22 protein-coding genes and 2 tRNA genes are annotated in these 24,656 nt (G+C 71.8%); 3 read left to right on the top strand and 21 right to left on the bottom strand.

The features are described from left to right. Positions 1 to 2: 2 nt before the first annotated feature. From ACFYXC_RS02100 to leuS, 8 genes are all read right to left on the bottom strand, one after another. Entirely contained in the window at positions 3 to 248 is a 246-nt protein-coding gene (locus tag ACFYXC_RS02100; RefSeq protein ID WP_388908841.1) for a hypothetical protein, read from the bottom strand. 51 nt (positions 249 to 299) lie between these two features. Continuing rightward, a complete protein-coding gene (locus ACFYXC_RS02095; protein ID WP_389545797.1) occupies positions 300 to 1,181 on the bottom strand; it encodes a YceI family protein in 882 nt (293 codons plus the stop codon). Between the two features lie 158 nt (positions 1,182 to 1,339). Beyond that, a complete protein-coding gene (locus ACFYXC_RS02090; RefSeq protein ID WP_389545794.1) occupies positions 1,340 to 2,179 on the bottom strand; it encodes an arylamine N-acetyltransferase in 840 nt (279 codons plus the stop codon). 4 nt (positions 2,180 to 2,183) lie between these two features. Beyond that, a complete protein-coding gene (locus ACFYXC_RS02085) occupies positions 2,184 to 4,760 on the bottom strand; it encodes a ComEC/Rec2 family competence protein (RefSeq protein ID WP_389545791.1) in 2,577 nt (858 codons plus the stop codon). Between the two features lie 173 nt (positions 4,761 to 4,933). Beyond that, a complete protein-coding gene (locus tag ACFYXC_RS02080; protein WP_389545788.1) occupies positions 4,934 to 5,998 on the bottom strand; it encodes a helix-hairpin-helix domain-containing protein in 1,065 nt (354 codons plus the stop codon). Between the two features lie 201 nt (positions 5,999 to 6,199). Further along, positions 6,200 to 7,045, bottom strand: coding sequence for a DegV family protein (locus ACFYXC_RS02075; protein ID WP_389545785.1), 846 nt, complete (start codon positions 7,043 to 7,045; stop codon positions 6,200 to 6,202). A gap of 72 nt (positions 7,046 to 7,117) precedes the next feature. Further along, a complete protein-coding gene (locus ACFYXC_RS02070) occupies positions 7,118 to 7,897 on the bottom strand; it encodes a hypothetical protein (RefSeq protein ID WP_388908853.1) in 780 nt (259 codons plus the stop codon). Between the two features lie 205 nt (positions 7,898 to 8,102). After that, positions 8,103 to 10,988 (bottom strand): leucine--tRNA ligase, encoded by a 2,886-nt coding sequence (gene leuS, locus ACFYXC_RS02065; protein WP_388908855.1) that lies wholly within the window; start codon positions 10,986 to 10,988, stop codon positions 8,103 to 8,105. Between the two features lie 416 nt (positions 10,989 to 11,404). Here leuS and ACFYXC_RS02060 point away from each other — a divergent pair, with 416 nt between their 5' ends. Continuing rightward, entirely contained in the window at positions 11,405 to 12,721 is a 1,317-nt protein-coding gene (locus ACFYXC_RS02060) for a cytochrome b/b6 domain-containing protein (protein ID WP_388908857.1), read from the top strand. Continuing rightward, entirely contained in the window at positions 12,721 to 14,343 is a 1,623-nt protein-coding gene (locus tag ACFYXC_RS02055; RefSeq protein ID WP_389545780.1) for an NADH-ubiquinone oxidoreductase-F iron-sulfur binding region domain-containing protein, read from the top strand. The genes ACFYXC_RS02060 and ACFYXC_RS02055 overlap by 1 nt, the downstream gene beginning before the upstream one ends. Positions 14,344 to 14,506: 163 nt before the next feature. Here the strand turns inward: ACFYXC_RS02055 and ACFYXC_RS02050 are convergent. The 10 genes from ACFYXC_RS02050 to ACFYXC_RS02005 form a co-directional block, all read right to left on the bottom strand. Beyond that, positions 14,507 to 14,579, bottom strand: a tRNA-Ala gene (locus ACFYXC_RS02050). 133 nt (positions 14,580 to 14,712) lie between these two features. Further along, positions 14,713 to 14,946 carry a hypothetical protein gene (locus tag ACFYXC_RS02045; RefSeq protein WP_010986886.1) on the bottom strand — a complete coding sequence of 78 codons (234 nt, stop codon included), beginning with the start codon at positions 14,944 to 14,946 and terminating at the stop codon, positions 14,713 to 14,715. 3 nt (positions 14,947 to 14,949) lie between these two features. Then, on the bottom strand, positions 14,950 to 15,129 hold the full coding sequence (locus ACFYXC_RS02040) for a hypothetical protein (protein ID WP_388908861.1): 180 nt from the start codon (positions 15,127 to 15,129) through the stop codon (positions 14,950 to 14,952). Positions 15,130 to 15,410: 281 nt separating this feature from the next. Beyond that, positions 15,411 to 15,483, bottom strand: a tRNA-Ala gene (locus tag ACFYXC_RS02035). Between the two features lie 244 nt (positions 15,484 to 15,727). Beyond that, positions 15,728 to 16,426 (bottom strand): histidine phosphatase family protein, encoded by a 699-nt coding sequence (locus ACFYXC_RS02030; RefSeq protein ID WP_388908863.1) that lies wholly within the window; start codon positions 16,424 to 16,426, stop codon positions 15,728 to 15,730. Further along, positions 16,423 to 16,869 (bottom strand): ribosome silencing factor, encoded by a 447-nt coding sequence (gene rsfS, locus ACFYXC_RS02025; RefSeq protein WP_388908866.1) that lies wholly within the window; start codon positions 16,867 to 16,869, stop codon positions 16,423 to 16,425. Before rsfS ends, ACFYXC_RS02030 begins: the two co-directional genes overlap by 4 nt. Before the next feature lie 239 nt (positions 16,870 to 17,108). Further along, complete coding sequence (locus ACFYXC_RS02020) at positions 17,109 to 18,965, bottom strand: LCP family protein (protein WP_389545774.1); 1,857 nt, start codon at positions 18,963 to 18,965, stop codon at positions 17,109 to 17,111. 16 nt (positions 18,966 to 18,981) lie between these two features. Next, positions 18,982 to 19,656, bottom strand: a complete 675-nt coding sequence (gene nadD, locus ACFYXC_RS02015) for a nicotinate-nucleotide adenylyltransferase (RefSeq protein ID WP_389545771.1) — start codon at positions 19,654 to 19,656, stop codon at positions 18,982 to 18,984. 47 nt (positions 19,657 to 19,703) lie between these two features. Next, complete coding sequence (locus ACFYXC_RS02010) at positions 19,704 to 19,868, bottom strand: hypothetical protein (protein ID WP_388908872.1); 165 nt, start codon at positions 19,866 to 19,868, stop codon at positions 19,704 to 19,706. Between the two features lie 200 nt (positions 19,869 to 20,068). Further along, on the bottom strand, positions 20,069 to 20,224 hold the full coding sequence (locus ACFYXC_RS02005; RefSeq protein WP_388908874.1) for a hypothetical protein: 156 nt from the start codon (positions 20,222 to 20,224) through the stop codon (positions 20,069 to 20,071). Between the two features lie 101 nt (positions 20,225 to 20,325). On the opposite strand from ACFYXC_RS02005, the gene ACFYXC_RS02000 reads away from it, so the two are divergent. Continuing rightward, on the top strand, positions 20,326 to 21,432 hold the full coding sequence (locus ACFYXC_RS02000; RefSeq protein WP_388908876.1) for a M48 family metallopeptidase: 1,107 nt from the start codon (positions 20,326 to 20,328) through the stop codon (positions 21,430 to 21,432). Positions 21,433 to 21,458: 26 nt separating this feature from the next. On the opposite strand, the gene ACFYXC_RS01995 is transcribed toward ACFYXC_RS02000, so the two are convergent. From ACFYXC_RS01995 to ACFYXC_RS01985, 3 genes are all read right to left on the bottom strand, one after another. Further along, positions 21,459 to 22,523 carry a hypothetical protein gene (locus ACFYXC_RS01995; RefSeq protein WP_388908878.1) on the bottom strand — a complete coding sequence of 355 codons (1,065 nt, stop codon included), beginning with the start codon at positions 22,521 to 22,523 and terminating at the stop codon, positions 21,459 to 21,461. A gap of 78 nt (positions 22,524 to 22,601) precedes the next feature. Then, the gene (locus ACFYXC_RS01990) at positions 22,602 to 23,180 is read right to left on the bottom strand and encodes a hypothetical protein (protein ID WP_389545766.1); all 579 of its coding nucleotides are present in this window, start codon (positions 23,178 to 23,180) and stop codon (positions 22,602 to 22,604) included. A gap of 96 nt (positions 23,181 to 23,276) precedes the next feature. Beyond that, positions 23,277 to 24,563 carry a glutamate-5-semialdehyde dehydrogenase gene (locus ACFYXC_RS01985; RefSeq protein WP_389545763.1) on the bottom strand — a complete coding sequence of 429 codons (1,287 nt, stop codon included), beginning with the start codon at positions 24,561 to 24,563 and terminating at the stop codon, positions 23,277 to 23,279. Between the last annotated feature and the right edge of the window lie 93 nt (positions 24,564 to 24,656).

The following is a 24,656-nucleotide window of genomic DNA, read 5'->3' as shown; positions in this document are numbered from 1 at the left end:
CCCTACGGCTCCTCGCGCCAGCCGTCCCACTCCCCCGCGAACTCGTCGAGCTCCCGGGCGTCGAGCCGCCCGTCCTCGTCCCGGAGCACGAGCAGCCACTGGGCGTCCTCGGCGTCGTCCTCGCCGGCCAGGGCGTCCCGTACCAGCTGTGGCTCCTCGTCGAGGGCGAACCGTTCCCTGAGCCCTTCCGCCGCCTCCTGAGCGGCGTCGCGGTCGGGCAGCACCAGTACATGTCTCACGTCGCTCACACGACCATTTTCCGGCACGGGCACGAGGCCCCGCACAGGGGCACCCGGCGGTCAGCCCTTGGGGACGATCTGGATGTCCAGGTCGACCGTGATGCTCGTCCCGACCATGGCGATCCCCCGCGCGAGCATCGACTGCCAGCTCATCGTGAAGTCGTCGCGCCGCAACTCGGTGGTGGCACGGCAGGCGGCCCGCACCTCGCCCTCCGCGCCGTTGCCCACCCCGAGGTACTCCGTGTCGAGCGTGACCGTCCGTGTCACCCCGTGCAACGTCAGCGCCCCGGTGACCCCCCACCGGCTGCCACCCCGGTGCGTGAACCGGTCGCTGTAGAACTCCACCGTCGGGAACCGCTCCACGTCCAGGAAGTCCGCGGACTTCAGATGACCGTCCCGCATCCCGACGTTGGTGTCGATCGACGACGCGTCGATCACCACGTGCATGGCCGAGCGCTCCACGTTCTCGTCCATCCGCACGATTCCCGCGAAGGTGTTGAACCGGCCGCGTACCCGTGCCAGCCCGATGTGCCGCGCCGTGAAGCCGATCGAGGAGTGGGTGGGCTCTATCTCCCAGTCCCCCGGCTCGGGTAACGCGGGCGGTGGAGCGAGGTTCAGCGTCACGTCGCCGAGGGCCGCCACCTCGCTGTCGGCCACCGTGACGTTCCCCCGGTACGGGGCGTACCCCTCGGCCGACACCGCGAGGCGGTACTCCCCGGCGGGGACCGTCACGAGGAAGGACCCGAACGGATCCAGCTCCCCGCCGACCACTTTGCGGCCCGCCGCGTCCGTGACGACGAACTCCGCGTCCGGCACCGGCTGGTTGACCGGGTCCAGCACCCGGCAGCCGAGCACCCCGGCACCGGCCGGCATCGGCACCGAGGCGAGATTGCCCGCCGCCTGCGCCCGGTTCGTACGGTTCCCCAACCAGCTGCCGACCATCTGCGACCCACCCTCGCGTCAACACACACGGTGTAAGCACTCGTTGTTGGGGAGGTATTCGACCACCGATGCGACTTTCGAGGCAACACACGACACATCGAGGGAAACCAGCACATGTGCTGGTACTACGCACGAGTAGCCCGAATTGGCCGTTCCGTTTACGGTTTCTCCTCAGACGTCGCCTTCCGGACAACCGGGACACGCTCCAGCACGATCCCGAACCGCTCCCGGTACACCTCCAACACCTCCTCGTCCGACGCCAGATCCGCCGTCTCCTTCACGCCGTCGGGGTCCGTGAGGGTGAACGTCCGCCCGCTGAGCGTGATCCGCCCGCCATCCTCGGTGACCCGTGAGCAGACCAGCGACCGCGTGAAGTGCGACGCCGGCGAGGTGCTGTGCCACCAGGCCCCGGCCACGAAGTCCCCGAGCACCCGGGGCCGCGTCTCCAGCCGGTACTTCGACCTGCCGTCGCGCACCACCTCCAGGTCCCCGAACTCCCCGGCGCTCCCCCGCACCCCGGCCGGATCCGCGCCGGCCACGATCACCCGGAACGTGCCGGCCGGATCCACCTGCTCACCCCGCTCCCCGAAGGCCAGCGGGTAGTGGCTGTGCGAACCGAAGCCGACGTCGGCCAGCCAGTCACCCCCGTCCACCGTCCTGACCCGCAGCGCCAGATGGTCGTACGGGATCCCGAGCCGCTCATCCTCCCCGTACACGCGCCCCGCCAGCAGTGTCACGTCGAAGCCCAGCGCCTTGAGCAGTGCGCCGAACGCCCCGTTCAGTTCGTAGCAGAAGCCGCCCCTGCGGGCGCCCACCAGTTTGTCCAGGAGAGGCTTCTCGTCCAGCACGATCTCCTCGCCGAGGTGGATCGACAGGTTCTCGAACGGGATCGTCAACAGGTGTCGCAGCTGGAGTTCACGGAGTACGTCGGCGGTGGGCCAGGCGGGGTGGGTGACGCCGATCCGGCGGAGGTAGGCATCGACCTGTGCGGGTTTCATACCCTCAGTCTCGCGTGATCAGCAGGCGATCGTCGCCTCCTCCCACAGCTACCGCACCGTCCACGTCCGTGCGCAGCACCTGCGCGCCCCCTGCTTCCAGTGCCGCCACCGTGCTCGGGGCGGGATGTCCGTAGGGGTTGCCGGCGCCGCAGGAGATCAGCGCGAGGCGCGGCGCCGCCCGGCGTATGAGCTCCGGGTCCTGGTAGGCAGACCCGTGGTGGGCGACCTTGAGCACGTCCACGGCGTCCAGAGCGGTCCCGGCCGGGGATCGCAACAACGCCTGCTGGGAGGGGGGTTCGAGGTCTCCGAGCATCAGTATCGTCAGACCGGCCGACCGGACGAGCAGGGTGACGCTCGCGTCGTTCGGGCCTTCCGGTCCCGGGACCGGGCTCGGCGGCGGCCACAGCACCTGCCAGTCCAGCCCGCCCGTACGGCGCCGCTCTCCCGCCACCGCCCGCGTCACCGGAATGTGCCGCGCCGCCGCCTGCCGGTACACGAACTCCGCCTGATCGAACGGCTCCGCGAAACCCGTCGTCTCGATCGCGCCCACCGAACGCCCGCGCAGCACGCCCGGCAGCCCCGCCACATGGTCCGCGTGGAAGTGCGTCAGCACGACGAGGGGGATCCGGGTGATCCCGAGCGCGCTGAGACACCGGTCGGCCAGCATCGGGTCCGGGCCTGCGTCGACCACCACACCGCTGCCGTCACCGGCCGCGAGAACCGTCGTGTCACCCTGGCCGACATCGCACATCGCGAACCGCCAGCCGGGCGGCGGCCACCCCGTGATCACCCGGGTGAGCGGGGGCGGCTGCACCGTCACCAGCAGGAGCAGCATCGCACAGGCACCGCTCGGCCAGGGATGCCGCAGAAGCCTGCGCCCGACCAGGACGACGCCGACGACGGCACCGGCGAGCAGCAGCGCACCGGTCCAGCTCCCGGGCCAGTCCACCCCCGAACCCGGCAGGGCGGCCCCCGCCCGGGCGATGTCCGCGATCCACCCGGCGGGCCAGCCCGCACACCACGCCAGCGCCTTCGCCACGGGCATCGCCCAGGGTGCCGTGAGCAGGGTCGCGAAGCCCAGCACCGTGGCCGGCGCCACCGCGAACTCCACGAGCAGGTTGCACGGCACCGCCACCAGGCTGACCCGCGCCGACAGGACGGCGACGACCGGTGCGCACACCGCCTGCGCGGCGCCCGCCGCCGCCAGCGCCTCGGCCACTCTCGGTGGCACCCCACGCCCACGGAGCGCCGCACTCCACCGTGGTGCCAGCGTGAGCAGCGCGCCGGTGGCGAGCACGGACAGCAGGAAGCCGTAACTCCGGGCCAGCCACGGGTCGTACAGCACCAGCACGAGCACCGCCGTGGCCAGCGCCGGGACGAGTGATCTGCGGCGTCCCGTGGCGATCGCCAGCAACGCGATCGATCCGCAGGCCGCTGCTCTCAGCACACTCGGATCCGGCCGGCACACGATCACGAAGCCGAGCGTGAGCGCGCCCCCGCACAGAGCGGTCGTCCGCAGCGGGAGACCGAGCCGGGGCGCCAGTCCGCGGCGCTCGATCCGCTGCGCCCGGCCCGGCGGCCCGATGAGCAGAGCGAGCACGATCGTGAAATTGGCCCCGCTGACAGCCAGGATGTGCGTGAGGTCGGTCGCCCTGAACGCCTCGTCCAGCTCCGGCGGGATCCGCGAGGTGTCCCCGACCACCAGGCCCGGCAGCAACGCCCGCGCGTCCGGGTCGAGGCCGTCGGTCGCCGCTCGCAGGTCGCCCCGCAGTTCCCCGGCGAACCGCTGTGTGCCGGACGGCTGCCCGACCACCCTCGGTGGCGCGCTGCCGCGCACCCGGAGCACCGCCGCGATCCGGTCCCCGCCCTGCGACGCGGGCACGACACGTGCCGTCACCCGCACCCTCGTGGAGGGCAGCAGGGCGAGCCAGGGCGACTCCGCCCGAGCGCGGGCCGCGCCCCGGCCCGTGCCCCGGCCCGCGTCCACGATCAGCAGCACCGGTGTACGGGTCCGCGCCACCGTCCCGTCCGGCTTCTCGACCCGGCGGACCCTGGCGTCGAGCAGGATCGCGGCCGGGGCGGCCTGGTTCCCCTTGATGCGGGGACGGGTGAGCCGTGGGTCCGAGGTGACCTCCACCTCGGTGACCACCTGCGCGTACTGGCGCGCCAGCCCGGGGATCGGGCCCCGGCGCAGATCCGCCCCGTGCAACGCACCGGAGGCGGCCGCAGCCGCGGCACAGAGCAGCACGGCCGCGACGGACGCCTTCGTCCAGGAACGCCACCTCCCCCACCACGAAGTGGCGAACCGGCTTCCGGCCGCGTTCGCGGGCGCACGCGCACGGGGTGACCGGAGCAGCCGGGCCGGCGGCGCGTCCCGCGTACGGCCGCGCCCCGCGATCAGGAGCCGGGCGGCCACGGCCACACAGACACCCGCCGCGCCGACGATCCATCCCGGCGGTGCGTCCAACGCCACCGCCGCCGAGGCCCACGCCGCCAGGGCCGGCGGGACCAGCCGCAGATCCGCCGGGCCCTCCTGGCGAGGATGAGCGGCACCGAGCGGACTGCCGGAGCGGGCATGCACAGCCGGCCGACGCGCCGGCCCCAATCCAGACTCGGGCCCCGATCCCGACCCCGACCCCGGTCCCAGCCCCAGCCCCAGCCCCAGCCCCGGCTCGGGCACCGGCACCGGCACCGGCACCGGCACCCGAGCAACCCCCGCCGCCGTCGCCGTCGCGCTCCCAACCCCCCGGCCCCTCATGGCCGTACGAGATTCTGCAGGTCGGCGAAACGGCGGTCTCCGATGCCGTTCACCTCACGGAGCTCGTCCACCGAACGGAAGCCGCCGTGCTGGGTGCGGTAGTCCATGATGTGCTGCGCGAGGACGGGCCCGACGCCGGGCAGCGTGTCCAGCTGCTCCAGGGTGGCCGTGTTGAGGGCGACCGGCGCGGCGGGGGCCGCCCCCGGACCCGCTCCCCCTGGACCCGCACCGCCCGGACCCGCACTGCCCGAGGCCCCGGTCGCACCGGACCCCGCCACCGTCGGCGGGACTCCGACCACCACCTGCTCACCGTCCACGAGGAACCGCGCGCGGTTGAGGCCGGCGGTGTCCGTGCCGGGCCGGACGCCACCCGCGGCCTTGAGCGCGTCGGCGACCCGGGAACCGGCCGGCAGCCGGTGGACACCCGGCTCACGCACCTTGCCGCTGACGTCCACCATGATCGCGGCGCCGGCCGCACCCACGGGGGACCGAGCGGCAGCGGACGTTCCCGACGCCGGCTTCTGTCCGGCCTCGTCCCCCTCCCCGTAGGGCACCGCGGCCCGGACGATCTCCGGGGCCCGGACCGGCTGGGTCCGCCCCGTCCAGAAGTGCTGCGCTGCCAGGACCGCGGCGACGACCAGCACCACCGTGAGCGCGGCCACGCTCCTGCGCTCCAGCCCGCACCTGGACTGCAGCCACAGGGGCATGCGGTCCCGTACGGCGGACCCGGCCCGCTCCCGCCACGAGGTCCCGGCCAGGACCTCGCCCGTCCTGGTTTCCCCCTCCCTCGCACCCTCACCCTCACCCTCATGACCCGGGACCTCACCTTCGGCCCCCCAATCCACCGGCGGCCCGTGCCGCGACTCCCCGCGCACCCTCGTCCGTTCGGCGAAGAGCGTCTCCGCGCGCAGGCGCAGCGCCTGCGCCGCGGCCTCCCGGCGCCGGGACCCGCCGTGGTGGGGCCGTCGGCGGTGTCGCGTACGTCCGTCGGAAGCCGGGCCTCGGCCCGGTCCGCTGGTGGCTGTCGTGGTCCGTGAACGTGTTGATGATCGAAGTGTCATGCGTCGAGGATCGGGCATGCCACCCGATCCCCGATGATCTTGCCCAATTCCCGTGGATTACCGCCCGGTTGTGGACAACTCCGCCACCCGAACGAGCCACCGCACGCACGGCACCCACCTGCACGGACACGGCGCCCGCCGGCACGGACCGCGTGGCACTCGCCGACACGAACCCTCGACGGGCTACCAGAGTTACCAGGGCTACCGAGGAGAGACGACCGCTCCCAGCAGCCCCGGCCCGGTGTGCGCCCCGATCACCGCTCCGACCTCACTGACGTGCAGGTCGGCCAGCCCCGGGACCCGAGCCCGCAGACGCTCCGCGAGCGCCGAGGCACGGTCGGGCGCGGCGAGGTGGTGGACGGCGATGTCGACCTGGGCGTTCCCGGCCCGGTCGGCCACGATCTCTTCGAGGCGGGCGATGGCCCTGGTGGCGGTACGCACCTTCTCCAGGAGCTCGATCCGCCCGCCGTCCAGTTGCAGCAGCGGTTTGACGGCCAGCGCGGACCCGAACAGGGCCTGTGCCGCGCCGATCCGGCCGCCCCGGCGCAGATAGTCGAGGGTGTCGACGTAGAAGTACGCGTACGTGCCCGCGGCCCGCTTCTCCGCCGCCGCGACCGCGTCGTCGACCGTGCCGCCCGTCTCCGCGGACTCGGCGGCGGCCAGTGCGCAGAAGCCGAGGGCCATCGCGACCATCCCGGTGTCCACGACGCGTACGGGTACGGGAGCCTCCCGCGCGGCGAGGACCGCCGCGTCGTACGTGCCGGAGAACTCGGCGGAGAGATGGAGCGAGACGATGCCGGTGGCGCCGGACCCGGCGACGCGGCGGTAGGTCTCGGCGAAGACCTCGGGGCTGGGCCGGGAGGTCGTGACGGACCGCCGCTTCTGCAGGGCCTGGGCCAGGGAGCGGGCCGAGATCTCGGTGCCCTCCTCGAGTGCCTGGTCGCCCAGGACCACGGTCAGGGGTACCGCGGTGATGCCGTGGCGCTCCATCGTCCGCGGCGGCAGGTAGGCCGTTGAATCGGTGACGATCGCGACATGGCGGGACATGAGCTGGAGGTTACCTGTCGGGGGACGTGGACGGCAGCCCGGCCCCTGGCGCCTGCGGCCGGACCGGCGGGATCAAGTCGTGCTCTCGGGGCGGGGCTTCTTCTCCCAGGGATAGGAGGGCCGGCGGGTGGGCGCGTCGATCGCGGGCCGGGCGGGCTCCTCGGCACCGCGCGACTCGGCGTTCTCCGGCCAGGTCTGCCGGCCGTCGGCGGCACCCGGTGCCTCCGGCCACGGCGGCGGGGACGGGGCGGCGGTCCGGTCCGCCGTCCGCCCGGGCCCGGGCTCGGTCGCCGGCGTGGCAGACGGCTCCGTCGTCCAGTGCCGCAGGGCGCCCGCCTCCATGTCGATCTGCGTGCTGAGCGAGTCCAGGTCGTCGCCCCCGAAGCGCTGGGCGCGGTCGCGCGCCGCCCAGCGCAGTGCGTCGGCCGACTTCGTGATCTGCTCGGTGCGCTCCCGCAGCGCGGGCAGGCGTTCGGTGAGGCGCGCCCGGTCCGGTTCGCGCTCCAGCCTCTTCAACTCGCCGTCCAGCTCGTGCCCGTGCGCGCTGAGCCGGTCGAAGAGGGCCAGGGACTCCTTCAGCGACTCGTCCTCGGCAACGCCCGCCTGCAGCGCGTCCTGGGTGGCCCGCATCGAGGTGCGCAGGGAGAGGCGCAGTTGGGCGAGCTGACCCTGCGCTCCCGGCTGGGCGAAGGTCTTCGCGCGGAGGGTGTGGTCCTCGACGGTGCGGCGGGCCTGCGCGACGGTGCGGTCCACGCCTCGTTTGGCGGCGCCCACCGCCTTCACCGTGGCATACACGCCCAGTGCCACGAACAGCACGAAGAGCAGCGCGACGATGGCGACCACGGCTTCCATGAGGGTCCTCTCGGTGCTGCGTCATCGGGTGCGGTGTCATCGGGTGGTCTGTCCGGGGCCTGCCGACCCTTTCACGGTAAACGGAAAAGGCAGGCCGAGGGTTCCACAGGAACCCCCAACCTGCCCTTAGGGGATCACCCGGAGCCGGTCGGCCCGAGGCGACCGGCCCCATGCGACCGGCCCGAGGCGACCGGCCCGGACACGGCTACGCCGGAACGATGTTCACCAGCTTCGGCGCCCGCACGATGACCTTGCGGATACCCGCCCCGTCCAGCGCCGCGACCACCTTGTCGTCGGCCAGCGCGACCTTCTCCAGCTCCTCGTCCGAGATGGACGGGGAGACCTCCAGGCGCGCCTTGACCTTGCCCTTGATCTGTACGACGCAGGTCACGGCCTCGTCCACGACGTACGCCGGGTCGGCGACCGGGAAGTCCCGGTGGACGACCGAGTCGGTGTGGCCCAGCCTGCGCCACAGTTCCTCGGCGATGTGCGGGGCCAGCGGCGCGATCAGCAGCACCAGCGACTCGGCCACCGTGCGCGGCACCGGGCCGCCCGCCTTGGTCAGGTGGTTGTTCAGCTCGGTGACCTTGGCGATGGCGGTGTTGAAGCGCAGGCCCTCCAGATCCTGGCGTACACCGTCGATCGCCTTGTGCAGGGCCCGCAGCGTCTCCACGTCGATGTCGGCGTCCGCAGCGTCGACGACGGTGACGTCACCCGTGGTCTCGTCGACCACGTTGCGCCACAGCCGCTGCAGCAGCCGGAACTGGCCGACCACCGCGCGCGTGTCCCACGGCCGCGACACGTCCAGGGGACCCATCGCCATCTCGTACAGGCGCAGGGTGTCCGCCCCGTACTCGGCGCAGATCTCGTCCGGGGTGACCGCGTTCTTCAGGGACTTGCCCATCTTGCCCAGCAGCCGGGAGACCTTCTCACCCTGGTGGTAGTAGGCGCCGTCGCGCTCCTCCACCTCGGCGGCCGGTACAGCGATGCCACGGCTGTCGCGGTACACGTACGCCTGGATCATGCCCTGGTTGTACAGCTTGTGGAACGGCTCCGCGGAGGAGACGTGGCCCAGGTCGAACAGCACCTTGGACCAGAAGCGCGCGTACAGCAGGTGCAGCACGGCGTGTTCGGCGCCGCCTACGTACAGGTCGACGCCGCCGTGCGGCTGCCCCTCGCGCGGGCCCATCCAGTACTGCTCGACCTCCGGGTCGACCAGCTTCTCGGAGTTGTGCGGGTCCAGGTAGCGCAGCTCGTACCAGCAGGAACCGGCCCAGTTGGGCATGGTGTTGGTCTCGCGGCGGTACGCGCGCGTGCCGCGGCCGTCGCCCAGGTCCAGCTGGACGTTCACCCAGTCCTCGTTGCGGGACAGCGGGGTCTCGGGGGACGTGTTCGCGTCGTCCGGGTCGAAGGTGCGCGGCGAGTAGTCCTCCACCTCCGGCAGTTCCAGGGGCAGCATCGACTCGGGCAGCGGGTGGGCGATGCCGTCCTCGTCGTAGACGATCGGGAAGGGCTCGCCCCAGTAGCGCTGGCGGCTGAACAGCCAGTCGCGCAGCCGGAAGTTGACGGTGCCGCGGCCGACGCCCTCGCGCTCCAGCCACTCGGTGATGCGGGCCTTGGCCTCCGCGACGCCCAGGCCGTCCAGCGAGACCGCGTCGTTCGCGGAGTTGATGATCTGCGCGTCGTACGACGCGAAGGCGTTCTCCCACGTCGACGTGTCGGTGCCGCGGCCGTCGGTGGGCTCGACCACGCAGCGGATCGGCAGCTCGAAGGCGCGCGCGAACTCGAAGTCGCGCTGGTCGCCCGCCGGTACGGCCATGATCGCGCCGGTGCCGTAGCCCATCAGGACGTAGTCGGCGATGAAGACGGGGACCTGCTCGCCGTTGACCGGGTTGGTCGCGTACGCGCCGATGAAGACGCCCGTCTTGTCCTTGGCCTCGGCCTGCCGCTCGACGTCCGACTTCGAGGCGGCCTGGGCGCGGTAGGCGGCGACGGCCTCGGCCGGAGTGGCGTGGCCGCCCGTCCAGACGTCGTGGGTGCCCTCGGGCCAGCCGGCCGGGGTGAACTTCTCGACCAGCGGGTGCTCGGGCGCCAGCACCATGTAGGTGGCGCCGAACAGGGTGTCGGGGCGTGTGGTGAAGACCGTGATGGCGTCACCGTCGATGGGGAAGTCGACACGGGCGCCCTCGGAGCGGCCGATCCAGTTGCGCTGCTGCAGCTTGATGGCCTCGGGCCAGTCCAGGGCGTCCAGGTCGTCCAGCAGGCGGTCCGCGTACGCGGTGATCCGCATGTTCCACTGGCGTAGCTTGGCCTTGAAGACGGGGAAGTTGCCGCGCTCGGAGCGGCCGTCCGCGGTGACCTCCTCGTTCGCCAGGACGGTGCCCAGGCCGGGGCACCAGTTGACGGGCGCGTCGGAGGCGTAGGCCAGGCGGTGGTCGCCCAGGACGTCGGCGCGTTCGGCGTGAGACAGCTCACTCCAGGCGCGTCCGCCGGGCACCGGGCGCTCGCCGGCCTCGAACTGGGCGACCAGTTCGGCGATCGGGCGGGCCCGGCCGGCTTCGGTGTCGTACCAGGAGTTGAAGATCTGCAGGAAGATCCACTGGGTCCACTTGTAGTAGTCCGGGTCGATCGTCGCGAAGGACCGGCGCTTGTCGTGGCCCAGGCCCAGGCGGCGCAGCTGGGTCTTCATGTTGGCCATGTTGGCCTCGGTGGACACCCGCGGGTGTGTGCCGGTCTGCACGGCGTACTGCTCGGCGGGCAGGCCGAAGGCGTCGAAGCCCAGGGTGTGCAGGACGTTGTGGCCCGTCATGCGCTGGTACCGGGCGTAGACATCGGTGGCGATGTAGCCCAGCGGGTGGCCGACGTGCAGGCCCGCACCGGAGGGGTACGGGAACATGTCCATGATGAACTTCTTGGGCCTGGCGGCCAGGTCGGGATCGCCCGCCAGGTCACCCTTGGGGTTGGGTGCCGCGTAGGTGTCGTCGGCGTCCCAGACGTCCTGCCAGCGTGCCTCGATCTGCTCGGCCATGGCGGCCGTGTAGCGGTGCGGCGCGGCCACCTCGGAGGCGGCAGCGGTATTCGTCTCGCTCATGATCCTCAAAGCTCCATCGATCGTCTTCGCCAACGGCTCAGGAAATGAAAAAACCCCTCGCACAGGAGGGGACGCCGCGCCGATGCCGGTCGCGGTTTTCCGGCGACCGGGTGTGATCAGCGCGGCTCACTAAGCAGAAGGCGTACGGCACGCATGACGTCAGGGTACCGCAGCGGCCGAGCGGGCCGCGACGCGCTTTCGGCTACGCTCCGGCACTGAGTGTCGCTCGCACGCCAGGTCGGCAAAAGCTGGACGAAGGTCAAAGGTTACTTCGCGTAAGGGCCGCTAAGGGACATCACAGCTCCCTCACCGCTCTTTGATAACAGCGATATAACTCAAACCTCGTACTCCTCGGTATGGCTCGACCTAGAGTGCGGCAGCGGGACCGCTTTCCCGAACTGTTCGGAGTTGCCCCCATGAACTCTCGCCGCAACAACAGCTCGCTCGTCCGGCCGAGTCGCTCGGTCCAGGGCGGGGCGACGGCTGCCGTCTTGCTGCTGATACCCCTCGTCGTCGTGATCGGAGGTGACGGACTCAGGGACTTCCTCAACTTCGGCGCGGGCGTTCTGTCGCTCGTCGCCCTCACCCTCTCGGTGCTCTGGGGGCTCGTCGCCACCGACCGGGTCTTCCTCAACACCCGTCAGCGCCTGATCGCCCAGGCCGTGCACCGCACCACCGCGGTCAGTTCGGTCGGCTTCCTGCTGCTGCACGTCTCGGTCAAGCTCGCGCTCGACCACACCTCGGCGATCGCGGCCGTCGTCCCCTTCGGCCTCGGCGTCAGCGGCACGGGCGGCCTCATCGGATTCGGCACCCTGGCCGGCCTGCTGATGGTCTTCACCGCTCTCACCGGCGCGCTGCGCAGCGCGTTCGCGTCCCCCGTACAGGTCGCCGCCCGCTGGCGCGCGGTGCACATGCTGGCCTACCCCGCCTGGTGCTCGGCGCTGATCCACGGCCTCTTCGCGGGGCGCGAGGCCAAGCCGATCTTCGTGATCCTCTACGGCCTCGCCCTGGTCGCCGTCATCTGCGCGCTGGCGTTGCGGGCCGCCCCGCTGCCGTTCAAGCGGAAGGTCGCCAGGCGCGTCCTGGCGCTGCTCGACAACGGCAACAACACCAGGCCGTTCCGCGAGGAGTTCCCGGGGCGCCGCGCCGCCGAGATCCCGCGGGGCGGGCGGCCCGGCTTCCCCGACCAGCCGATCCCCCAGCAGCGGGGGGCGTCCCAGCTCGCCGGCTTCCAGGACACCGGCGCCTCGTTCACCGACACCGGGTCGCTCACCGACACCGGCGGCTTCGCGGCCGCCTATCGGGCCACGTCGAGCCCGCGCGCGCAGGACCCGCTGGCCGTCGACCCGACCCGGCCCATGCAGGTCCCGATGGACGTGCAGCCCACGGAGACGATGCCGCGCGTCGACGGCGGCCCCCGCTGGCCGTCCCCGTCGCCGCCGCTCTACGAAGCCCCGCCGCGCCCCACCCAGACGCCGAACTACGACACCGGAACCTTCCAGCCCGTCTCCGACACCGGGACCTTCCAGGCCGTCTCGTACGACACCCCTCCCCCCGGCACCGCCTCGTACGGCGGGAGTGATGTGTACAACACCGGTGAGACGAACGACCCCCTCGGTACGTACAACCCGAACGACACGTACAACAGCGGTCCCGCCACTGAAACGCTGCCCGGTTCCTTCGAGGCACCGCGCAACGGCGAACCCTGGAACGCCCCTTCCGGAGGCTTTTAGTGAACGAGGCCCTTCCCGACGTCCCCGAAGTCCGAGTGGTGGGCCTTCCCCAGCTCACCTCCGGTTTCGACCTCGTCGAGAGACTCGACCTGCCCATGCACCTGAAGGTGCACGGGCCGCTCGAGCCCATGGGTGGTGAGCAGCTCGCGCAGCTCTCCGAACGGATCAACCTGAAGGGCCGCGGCGGCGCCGGCTTCCCGTTCCACAAGAAGCTGCGGGCGGTCGCGGAGGCGGCGATCCGCCGGGGCGTACGTCCCGTGGTCGTCGTCAACGGCAGCGAGGACGAGCCCGCCTGCCGCAAGGACACGGTGATGATCAACCGTGCCCCGCACCTGATCCTGGACGGCGCCCTGCTGGTCGCGGAGGCGCTGGGCGCCCGCACCCTGGTCGTCGGCGTGACCCGCGAGTCCACCCAGCGCTCGATGGAGGCGGCGCTCTCCGAGCGCGGTCTGACCAACCGGCGCGGCGCGACCATCCGCGCCCGGGTGCAGCGCAACCCCGTGCGGATGGTGACCGGCGCGGCCGCCTCACTGGTCCGCTCCATCGACGGCGGACCGGCGATCCCGCCCGGCCGCAAGACCAGCGCGTCGCAGAACGGCGTCGGCGGTGCGCCCACCCTGCTGTCGAACGCCGAGACGTTCGCCCAGTTGGCGATCGCCGCCCGCATCGGCGCCGAGCGCTACGGGAACACCGGCCTCTACGACGAGCCCGGCACGGTCATGCTCACCGTCTCGGGCGCGGTCGCCCGCCCGATGGTGATCGAGGCCCCGACCGGCGTACCACTGCGCTACATCCTGCAGCTGGCCGGCGCTCCGCCGGTCCCGCAGGGCGTGCTGACCGGCGGCTACCACGGCAAGTGGCTGGACTCCGCGACGGTCAACGAGGCCATCGTCTCGCGCAACTCCCTGGACGCGGTGGGCGGCGCGCTCGGCGCCGGCGCGATCCTGCCGATCAGCATGAACACCTGCCCGCTGGGCGAGTCGCTGCGGGTGGCCCAGTGGCTGGCCGAGGAGAGCGCCGGCCAGTGCGGCCCCTGCTACCTCGGTCTGCCGGCCGCCGCCCGCGGCATGGAGGACATCCTCAACGGCGGCGGCCCGGCCGCCCTCGAAGCGCTCAAGCAGGTCGCCAACGCCGTGAAGCGGCGCGGCGCGTGCTCGCACCCGGACGGCTCCGCGATGTTCCTGGAGTCGACCATCAAGGCGTTCACCGACGACCTGGCCGCGCATGTCCTCGGCAACGGCTGCGGGCGGCCCGTGGAGGGCGTGCTGCCGCTGTTCGAGGGCGGACAGCAGCCGACCGGCATCCCGGGCGGCCAGCCCGAGCAGGAGCAGGGCCCGAGCCGCCAGAAGATCTACGTCGACTGGACGCTGTGCCGCGGGCACGGCCTGTGCGCCGACATCCTCCCGGAGGTCTTCCAGCTGGGCGGGGACGGCTTCCCGACCGTCGCCCAGGCGTCGGTGCCCCGGTACGCGGAGGCGAAGGCGCTGCGGGCCGTACGACGCTGCCCCGCGCTCGCCCTGCGCCTGGAGGAGGACACCCGCGGGGCGGCCCCCCGGCAGAACCTGCCCGCCGTACGCGAGGGCGGCGGGGGCGGCCGTCGCGCGCTGGGCCGCGGCCGCTGACCCGACCGGCGGCCCGGGAACCCGGGCCGCCGCACCGCTCGGCCGCACCCTCGTACAAAGGCACTGCGTACGAAGACACGCAGAGACACACGAAAGAGCGGGCCATCCTGATCGGATGGCCCGCTCTTTCGACGGTGTTTCTTCTGTTCTCTTCGAACTGCTGTGGAGCTAAGGAGAATTGAACTCCTGACCTCCTGCATGCCATGCAGGCGCTCTACCAACTGAGCTATAGCCCCTTGCGGTGTCCCACCGGGTCTCCCCGGCGGCGACGCCAACATTACCGGTCCTCCCGGCGCTCCACCAAATCGTTTCCGGCTGCCGCCGACGGCGCCCCGCTGCCGGCGCGCCCAGGCACTCCTCAGACCGTGCTCAGGCCGTCGCGAACGAGTAGAAGCGCTTGAGCGTGCAGTGCTCGTCGAGGAGCCGGCCGTAGATCGGCTCCCCCTCCAGTTCGCGGTACGTCTCGATGGGGTCGCCTTTTATGATCAGCGCCCGCGCGCATTCCTCGCACCAGTACTGGTAGTCGTGGTTGACCGGTTCCATGTCGCGGACGATCGGCGTACCACTGCCGCACCAATCGCATTTTCGCCTGTGCGCACCCATCGATCAGCTCCAGCTGTGGCCGCAGGCCGTGCACACGTAGGAAACTCCTCCGTTGTCCCCGAGGACTTGAGCGACGTGGGCCGAACCGCAGGAAGGGCAGTCGAGGCGCGTGATCGGGTCCCGTGTCACCTCGGACTCGGATCCGGGAAGGCCGCCGGCCTTCCCGCGGATGCTCGCAGGCATCGCCACTCCCTCCCGTCGGGCCGCGCTCCCTTCCGGCCGTTTGATTCTGCCACGGCCGGAGCAATACGGTCAGCGACGCCTGCGTACCAGTCCGGACACGGCACCCCCCGCGGCGGTCGCGGCCAGCGCGAACGTGCGGACGAGGAGCGCGTCCGAAGAGATATACGCCTCCGAGGCCCCAAGTGACTCAAGCCGGAGCGGGAAGAGTGCGCGCGGGACACGGCGACAGCGTCGGACGACGAAAGATCCCGCCCCCTGACGGGGACGGGATCTTCGACCTGTGGAGCTAAGGAGAATTGAACTCCTGACCTCCTGCATGCCATGCAGGCGCTCTACCAACTGAGCTATAGCCCCTTGCGGTGTCCCACTCGCGTTCTCGGCGGCGGAACAAGAAGAACTTTAGCCTGCGACCTGCCGGAAAGCGAAATCCGGTGCTGAGGGCCACGGAGCGGCCCGGACGGCGTGGAGCGGCCCGGACGGCACGGGCCGGATGTCACTCCCGTCGGCGGGGCGACGGGTTGACGGATCCACGGGCGACCCGTCGCACCAGGATCCTCCGGCCGGTGTACGCGCACGCGCGCCCGCCCGGCCGGAGGGCCTAGTCGTCGTCGCCCAGCACCGGCTCCGGCAGCGTCCCCGCGTTGTGCTCAAGGAGCCGCCAGCCGCGGGCGCCCTCGCCGAGGACGGACCAGCAGCAGTTCGAGAGGCCGCCGAGGCTCTCCCAGTGCGGGGACTCCAGGCCGAGGAGACGGCCGATGGTGGTACGGATGGTGCCGCCGTGGCTGACGACCACGAGTGTGCCGTCGTCGGGGAGCTTGTCGGCGTGCCGGAGCACCACGGGGGCCGCGCGGTCGGCGACCTCGGTCTCCAGCTCGCCACCGCCCCGGCGGACGGGCTCGCCCCGCTTCCACGCCGCGTACTGGTCGCCGTACCGGGCGATGATCTCCTCGTGCGTCAGGCCCTGCCAGACGCCCGCGTAGGTCTCGCGCAGGCCCTCGTCATGCGTCACGTCGAGGCCGGTGAGCGCGGACAGCTCGCCCGCGGTGTGCGCCGCCCGCTTCAGGTCGGAGGCGACGATCGCGTCGGGCCGCAGGGACGCGAGCAGCCGGGCGGCGCGGCGCGCCTGCCCCACGCCGGTCTCGGTGAGCTCGACGTCCGTGGTGCCCTGGAAGCGACGCTCCACGTTCCACAGCGTCTGGCCGTGGCGCCACAGGATGACGCGGCGCCCCCGCCCGGCCCTGCGGCCGGCCTCGGACAGCGGCCTGTCGTCCGCGGGACGGCCCGCGCCGGCGGTCATCGAAGTTCTCCGCGCAGCTCGGCGGCGTCCTCCGCGTCCTGGAGCTTGGCGTGCTCGGCGGCCTTGCCTCGCGTGGCCTTGGCGTCCTCGGGCAGGTCGAGCTCGGGGCAGTCCTTCCAGAGCCGCTCCAGCGCGTAGAACACGCGCTCCTCGCTGTGCTGGACGTGCACCACGATGTCGACGTAGTCGAGCAGGATCCAGCGGGCGTCGCGGTCGCCCTCGCGACGCACCGGCTTCGCGCCCAGTTCCTTGTTCAGCCGCTCCTCGATCTCGTCGACGATCGACTTGACCTGGCGGTCGTTGGGCGCGGAGGCCAGCAGGAAGGCGTCCGTGATCGACAGCACGTCGCTGACGTCGTACGCGATGATGTCGTGCGCGAGCTTGTCGGCGGCCGCCTGCGCGGCGGTGGTGATGAGCTCGGTGGAGCGGTCAGTGGCGGTCACTACAAGGCTTTCCGTAGACGGTCAGGAAACCCCGGAGGGTCATACCCAAGGGTCTCACGACCGCCGACGGCACCCCACGTGATAAATGGATCACCCTCGGGCACGGTGGCCTCCGGAGCCGGACCGCCCGGCCTCGGTCCGCACGTCGGCCCTGCCGGCGCCCGGCCCCGGTCGGCGCGCGGACCCGGCCGCTGTGCAGTCCACGCCCGTCCGGGTCCGTCCGGGTCCGTCCGGCGGGTCTACTGGCCCACCTCGTAGTCCTGGCCCAGGACGACCGACACCTCCGCGTTCGAGGTGACCTCGCCCTTCTTCACCGAACTCGTGGGCAGGCCCAGGGTCTTGGCGACCTCCACCGCGTCCTGCTTCCGCGCCGCGTCGGCGTAGGTGATCTCGGACACCGACTGCGCGGCATCGGCCGTACCGGCGTCCACGAAGGTGTAGCCGCCGTTGAGGAGGACTACCCGGGCCTTCTCGGTGGCGTCCTCGTCGGCCGTGGCGTTGCGGATGCCGACCTCGACGGCCGCGCCCTTCTCGGGACTCTTCGCGGCGCCGCCGAGCACGTCCTTGACCACGCTGTCGGCGGCCTGCGCGCTGAGCCTGCCGTCCGTCTGGACCGGCAGCAGCGCCGTCTTGTACTCGCCCTCCTTGGCGCGGTCCGCGAGCTTGGCGAGGAACGTGCCCAGGTCCTTGTCGGTGAGCGAGGGATCGAGGATCTGCGCGAGTGTCTGCACGGTGGTCGTGGCGGCCTGCGCGTCGGACGACAGCTTGCGCAGCACCCCCTGCATGACCTGCCCGAACCGCTGCAGCTGCGCGTTCTGGGACTCCCCGGCGGCGCGGTAGGTGGCGTAGGCGACGGCCATCCTGCCGCTGAGCGTCTGCTCCTCGCCCTTCCTGACGAGGGGGGCCTCGCCCTTCTTCTTCGCCTCGGGGTCCGGCACGTCGGTGTCGGTGTCGATGTCGATGTTGCCGACGAGCTCGACCAGGTTGTTCAGGTACGGGGTGTCGAGGCGCCAGGTGCCCTCGATGTCCGTCCCGAGCACGGTGTCGAGCTCGTCGCGCGTCCCCGAGGAACCGTCGTCGTCGACCGACTTGGAGAGGGTGGTCGCGGTGCCGTCGTCGTCCGTCAGGGCGAGGGAGTTGGGCAGCAGGACCGTGGTGCCCTGCTTGGTGGTGGTGTTGTCGACGAGCAGGACCGTCGAGGTGCCGCTGCCCTTGGTGTTGTGCAGGTGGACGACGATCACGTCGCGTTTCTGCGCGCCCGCCGCGGTGGTCGCGCCGGACGTGGAGTCCGACGACGAGCCGGGCAGCTGCCCGGCGTACCAGAGGTAGCCCACGCCGCCGGCCGCGACCAGTGCGAGCACCACCACGAGGGCGACGACCCGGCCGCGCGCCCGGCGCTTGGCCTCCTCGCGGCGCTCGGTGCGGTTCTCGGTGAACTTCAGCCAGTCGATGACGTCTTCGGAGTTCTCGGGCTGCTCCTCGACGAACGCGAACTGCTCGGTGCGGTAGTCGCGTTCACCCTGCGGCTCGTCCTGCGAGGGTGTGGGCGTCGGCGAGGGCGCCTGCGGCTCCGAGGGGCCGGCCTGCTGCGGGATGTGGGCGGTCTGTCCGGCGGCATGGGACTGCTGCCGGCCGGTGTCGTAGGAGGACACCGGCTGCTGCTGACCGGTGTCGTACGACACCACGGGCGACGCCGGCTGTCCCGTCCCCGTCGCCCCTGCCGTACCCGCCGTTCCCGCCGTCCCTGTCGCGTACGGGTCGTAGCCGTACCCCTGCCCGTGCCCGTAGCCCTGGGAGTACCCCTGCCCGTAGTCCTGGGCGTAGCCCTGCCCGTAGTCCTGCCCGTACCCGGGCGCCTGCGGCTGCGACGGTGGCTCCCCCTGGCCGCCGGCCTGGCCGTGGCCCTGTGCCTGCCCGCCGTAGGGGTCGTACGAGCCGTACTCGTCCTGTTGCCCGGCGTGCTGCTCGCCGTGTGGGGGGTGCTGCGGAGAGTGCCCCGGCTGCGGCACCTGCCGGTACACAGGCTGCCCGAACTCGTCGTAGCCGACGAGTTCGTACGGGTCGCCCCCGTACCCAGCGTCGTATCGGTCGTTCACCGGTGCCCCTCTCGGCTCACTGGCCGCGGTACAGGTCTCGCTTGTCGATGTAGCGCACCACGCCGTCCGGCACCAGGTACCAGACCGGATCGCCCTTCGCGACCCGCACCCGGCAGTCCGTGGACGAGATGGCGAGGGCGGGTACCTCGACGAGCGAGACACCGCCCTCCGGCAGGCCGGTGTCGGTCAGTATGTGGCCGGGCCGGGTGACCCCGATGAAGTGCGCGAGGGAGAACAGCTCGTCGGCGTCGCGCCAGGTGAGGATCTGGCCGAGCGCGTCGGCGCCGGTGATGAAGAAGAGGTCCGTGTCGGGGTTGAGCACCCGCAGGTCACGCAGCGTGTCCGTGGTGTAGGTCGGGCCGCCGCGGTCGATGTCGATGCGACTCACGGAGAACTGCGGGTTCTCGGCGGTCGCGATGACCGTCATCAGGTAGCGGTCCTCGGCCGGGGTGACCGCGCGGTCGGACTTCTGCCACGGCTGGCCGGTCGGCACGAACACGACCTCGTCGAGGTGGAACCGCACGGCGACCTCGCTGGCGGCGACGAGGTGCCCGTGGTGGATCGGGTCGAACGTTCCGCCCATGACGCCGAGGCGGCGCTTGCCCGGGTTCGACGGGCCGTTCCCCGTGCCACGCCGTACGCCGTGTGCCGTGGCGTCCGCCGGACCGGTAGGCATGTCCTGCTCTCCCATGCGTGCAGACCCTACCGGCCCGGACGGCGGGCCCTGTCGCGCGGGCGTCAGCGGTCCCGGTTGAAACGGGTGGTGATCCACAGCAGCAGCATGAGGCCCAGGAAGGCTCCACCGCCGACCAGCAGGGGGTTGAGGCTCTCGTGGTTGCCGCCGTGCTCCCCGCCCTCGGCGGCGAGTGTGACCAACTGGGCAGCGGTGCTGTGGAAGCTCATCTTCGGCAGGACCTATCCGATGGAGGTCCCCCCGCTCGAACGGAGTCGAGAGTGGGGGAGGGCGGGATAAAGACTTCCGCACATCGTAAGCGGGGGCCCGCTCCCCCATCACTTCGACTCCGCCGTTCAGGCCGTCGGCGTCCTGGACCCGAACGGACCGGACGGGCCCGGCCGGCCGGGCGGGAACCTTCGGCGGGGTCTCAGTCGTCCCGCTTGTAGCCGCGCAAGAGGAACCAGGCACCCAGCACACAGCCGACGACCATCACGATCAGCACGACGCGGAGGAGATTGCCCGCCCCTTGCTGCTGGGCGGCGCTCGCGGCCTCGGTGAGCCAGGATCCGGGGAGGTGCTCCATGACGTACTACTCCTTCGCTGTACTGCCCGTCCACGGTATCTCCGCCTAGGCTGGGCCCCGCCTCGGGGGCACAGAAGGCAACCACACGCATGGGGGACCACATGCCAGAAGACAGCCACGAGAACGTACCGAGCAGGCAGCGCCGGCGCTTCGAGGGAATCTCCTCGCGGGCGTACGAGCACCCCGCGGACCGCTCGGCCCTGGTCGCCCTGCGCAAGCTCAGCGGCTTCGACACGGTCTTCAAGGCGCTGAGCGGACTGCTCCCGGAGCGCAGTCTGCGGCTGCTGTTCCTGTCGGACTCGGTGCGGGTCTCGGACGCCCAGTTCGCCCACCTGAACGTGATGCTGCGCGACGCCTGCTACATCCTGGACCTCGACAAGGTCCCGCCGATGTACGTGACCCAGGACCCCAAGCCGAACGCGATGTGCATCGGCCTGGACGAGCCGATCATCGTCGTCACCACCGGCCTCGTCGAGCTGCTCGACGAGGAGGAGATGCGGGCGGTCATCGGCCACGAGGTGGGCCACGCGCTCTCCGGCCACGCCGTCTACCGCACGATCCTGCTCTTCCTGACCAGCCTCGCCCTGCGCGTGGCGTGGATCCCGCTCGGCAACCTCGCGATCATGGCCATCGTGACCGCCCTGCGCGAGTGGTTCCGCAAGTCCGAGCTGTCCGCGGACCGGGCCGGCCTGCTCGTCGGCCAGGACCTGCGGGCCTCGATGCGCGGCCTGATGAAGATCGCGGGCGGCAACCACCTGCACGAGATGAACGTGGACGCGTTCCTCGCGCAGGCCGAGGAGTACGAGGCCGGCGGCGACCTGCGCGACTCCGTGCTGAAGATCCTGAACGTGATGCCCCGCTCGCACCCGTTCACCACGGTCAGGGCGGCCGAGCTGAAGAAGTGGGCGGAGTCCCGCGACCACCAGCGGATCATGGACGGGCACTACCCGCGCCGCGACACGGACGGGGACACCTCGGTCACGGACTCCTTCCGGCAGTCGGCGGCCAGCTACGCCACCGACGTGAAGAACTCCAAGGACCCGCTGATGAAGCTGGTCAACGACATCGCGGGCGGTGCGGGCGACCTCGGCGGCCGGGTGCGGCGCGGCTTCGGCGGCTTCGCGAGCAGCGGCAGCTCCGGCGGCTCCCCCAAGGACCGGCCGGGTACCGACCGGCCGGACGGCGACAGCCCCAACGGAACCGCCTGATCGCGGGCGGCCGGTCCACCCGCCGGCTACAGCTTGGGCTGGGCGCTGGCCGCCAGCGATCCGCACAGCGCCGTGGCACTGCCCGTGGCGAAGGGGTCGGTGCCGGCCGGGCCGCCCGCCTTGGCCGTCTCTCCGGCCAGCAGCGGGCGCAGCTGGTTCGTCGCGTCCTCGGCGCAGGCCAGCGGCCCGGCCTGGACATAGGACACGAGGAGCTCGGCCTGGTGCATGCGCAGGTCGTCGCGGTCGAACCGGAAGTGCAGTTCGCGCCGCACGGTGAACAGCGAGGCCGCCGCCCCCTCCTCCGAGCCGGTGGGCCGCAGCGCGTAGACGAACGTGTGGTCGGAGCTGACCTCCAGCGTGTCGGAGTCCGTCTCGGCGGCGGTCAGCGTGCCCTGCACCCGGATCTTGGTGTCGGCGAGCTCGCTGCGCGCCGGGTCGAAGCGGACCAGCCAGCCGGTGGGCGCGTGCCGCCCGTCGGCGGTGGGGCTGCGGAAGCTCTGGTCGAACTGGTCGAGCTGCTGCGGGTCGAGCAGTATCCGTACGGGCCTGCTGGCGCCGCCGGTGAGGACGTCCGGGTCGAGGGAGGACTCGACGAGGTAGTCCTTCGCCGTGGTGAGCGCGGTGACGACCTGACTGTCGGAGAAGTGCGCGGTGCGCCGGGAGGCGGGCAGGGTGATGCCCTCGGCGCCGATGCGGAACTGGTCGGCGGGGCTGTGCGCGTACAGGTCGTCCACGTCGGCCGTGCCGGGCACCCGGTTCTGGGGCGCGAGCGGGATCACGGTCATCCGCAGCGGTTCCGGATGCTTCGCGGCGGGGGTCTGGTACGGATGGCGTACGCCCATGTAGATCGCCGTACCGAACGCGACGGCGATCAGGACGACGAGGACCAGTGCCTGCCGGGACAGGCCGCGGCGCATCGGGGGACGGCGGCGGACGGCCGGGGTGTGGTCGCCGATCCGCTCCTGCGCGGAGAACTCCTGCAGCCGGGCAGCCCGGACGAACGATTCGTCGAAGACGACGGATCGGTACTCCTCCTCGCCGCCGCCGGCGCTCTCTGATGTCCCCTCAGGTGGCTCTCCAGGACCGCCCATACTTTCAGAGTAGGTCTCCTGGACCTCAGGTAAACGCCCCGTTGCACGACAAGTTCTGACAGGTTCTCAGCAGGTCCCTCACGGAGTGCGGGGCACCGCGGAGACGGCCGGCTGGGAGTAGTCGGCGGAGGCCGAGGGACCCACCCCGGTGCCCTGTTCCAGGCCGGTGGAGGCGGGCGGCGGGACCTGGTCGCGGCTGCCGCCGGAGGAGGCGCCCCGGTAGACCGCGGCGAAGGCCAGCGCGACCATGCCGACGCCCATCACGAGGGCGAGGATCCAGGCCACGGCGCGGTGCCAGCGGACCTGCTTCCCGTACGTGCCGGGGTTGGTGTAGCCCCCGTGCAGGACGTCCCGGTCGTCCAGCTCCGGATCATGGCCGAACTCGCTTCGGCCGTCGGGGCCGAACCCGTCTTCGTAGAGCTCGTCGTCCCCTCGTACGCCCCGGGCGTGCGCGCGGCGCGCCTCGGCCTCGGACGCCTCCGCCCTCGCCTGCGCGGCGGCCAGGAGGCGCTCCACGGCGGTCGGCTCGTGAACCGTCGCCGCCCGTACGAAGGACTCGTCGAAGACCACGGAGGCGAACTCTTCGTCCGCGCCCCCGCGGTCGTCGTCGGGCTCCCAGCCGTCAGGGAACGGCGTACCCCCCACGTCCTCCGGCACGGATCCAGAGTAGACCGGGGTGGTCGATTTGGGCAGACGGTACGGAAATTCTCCCCGGCCGGCGAGACGCTTTCCCCGGGACGGCGGCGGGTCCGGTCAGCGGCGGACGTGTCCGTCGCCCGTGACGATGTACTTGGTGCTCGTCAGCTCCGGCAGCCCCATCGGCCCCCGCGCGTGCAGCTTCTGCGTGGAGATCCCGATCTCGGCGCCGAACCCGAACTGGCCGCCGTCCGTGAACCGCGTGGACGCGTTCACGGCCACCGTCGTCGAGTCCACCAGCTGGGTGAAGCGGCGGGCCGCCTGCTGCGAGGTGGTGACGATCGCCTCGGTGTGCCCGGAGGTCCACAGCCGGATGTGGTCGACGGCCCGCTCCAGCGAGTCGACGACGGCCGCCGCGATGTCGTACGACAGGTACTCGGTCTCCCAGTCCTCGGTCGTCGCCTCGACGACGGTGGCCTTGGAGCCCTCGGCGTGGGCGAGGACGCGCTCGTCGCCGTGCACGGTGACCCCGGCCGCGGCGAGGGCGTCGAGGGCGCGCGGCAGGAACGCGGGCGCGATGTCCTGGTGGACGAGGAGCGTCTCGGCGGCGTTGCAGACGCTGGGCCGCTGTGCCTTGGAGTTGATCAGGATGTCGATCGCCATGTCGAGATCGGCGTGCGCGTCGACGTACACGTGGCAGTTGCCGGTGCCGGTCTCGATGACCGGCACGGTGGACTCCTGGACGACCGTGCGGATCAGCGAGGCGCCGCCGCGCGGGATGAGCACGTCGACGAGGCCGCGGGCGCGCATCAGCTCACGTACCGACTCGCGGCTGTCGCCCGGTACGAGCTGCACGGCGTCGGCGGGCAGGCCCGAGCCGCCGACGGCGTCGCGCAGGACACGGACGAGCGCGGTGTTGGACTCGTACGCCGAGGACGAGCCGCGCAGCAGCACCGCGTTCCCCGACTTCAGGCACAGGGCGGCCGCGTCGACCGTCACGTTCGGGCGGGCCTCGTAGATGATGCCGACGACGCCGAGGGGGACCCGGACCTGGCGCAGGTCGATGCCGTTCGGGAGGGTCGAACCGCGGACGACCTCGCCCACCGGGTCGGGCAGCGCCACCACGTCCCGTACGTCGGAGGCGATCGCGCGGATCCGCTCGGGGGTGAGCGTGAGCCGGTCGACGACGGTCTCGCTGGTGCCTGCCTCGCGGGCGCGCTCGATGTCCTCGGCGTTGGCCTCGACGATCTCGCTGGTACGGACCTCGAGGGCGTCCGCGATCGCGAGCAGCGCGTCGTCCTTCTCGGCCCTCGGCAGCGGGGCGAGGTCGGCGGCGGCGTTCTTGGCCCGGTAGGCGGCCTGGGTGACCGGGGACATCGAGTCGTACGGCGAGAGCGTGGTCATAACACGCAGACTAGTGCGCCCGCCGAAGGCGTTCAGCCGTTGTCCCACACCGCGAGACAGGTCCTGACATGGCCGGAGAAAGCGTGCGCCCCC

This window comes from Streptomyces sp. NPDC002701 (assembly GCF_042889045.1).
Lineage (GTDB): Bacteria > Actinomycetota > Actinomycetes > Streptomycetales > Streptomycetaceae > Streptomyces.
This window is presented reverse-complemented; position numbering and strand designations above follow the sequence as displayed.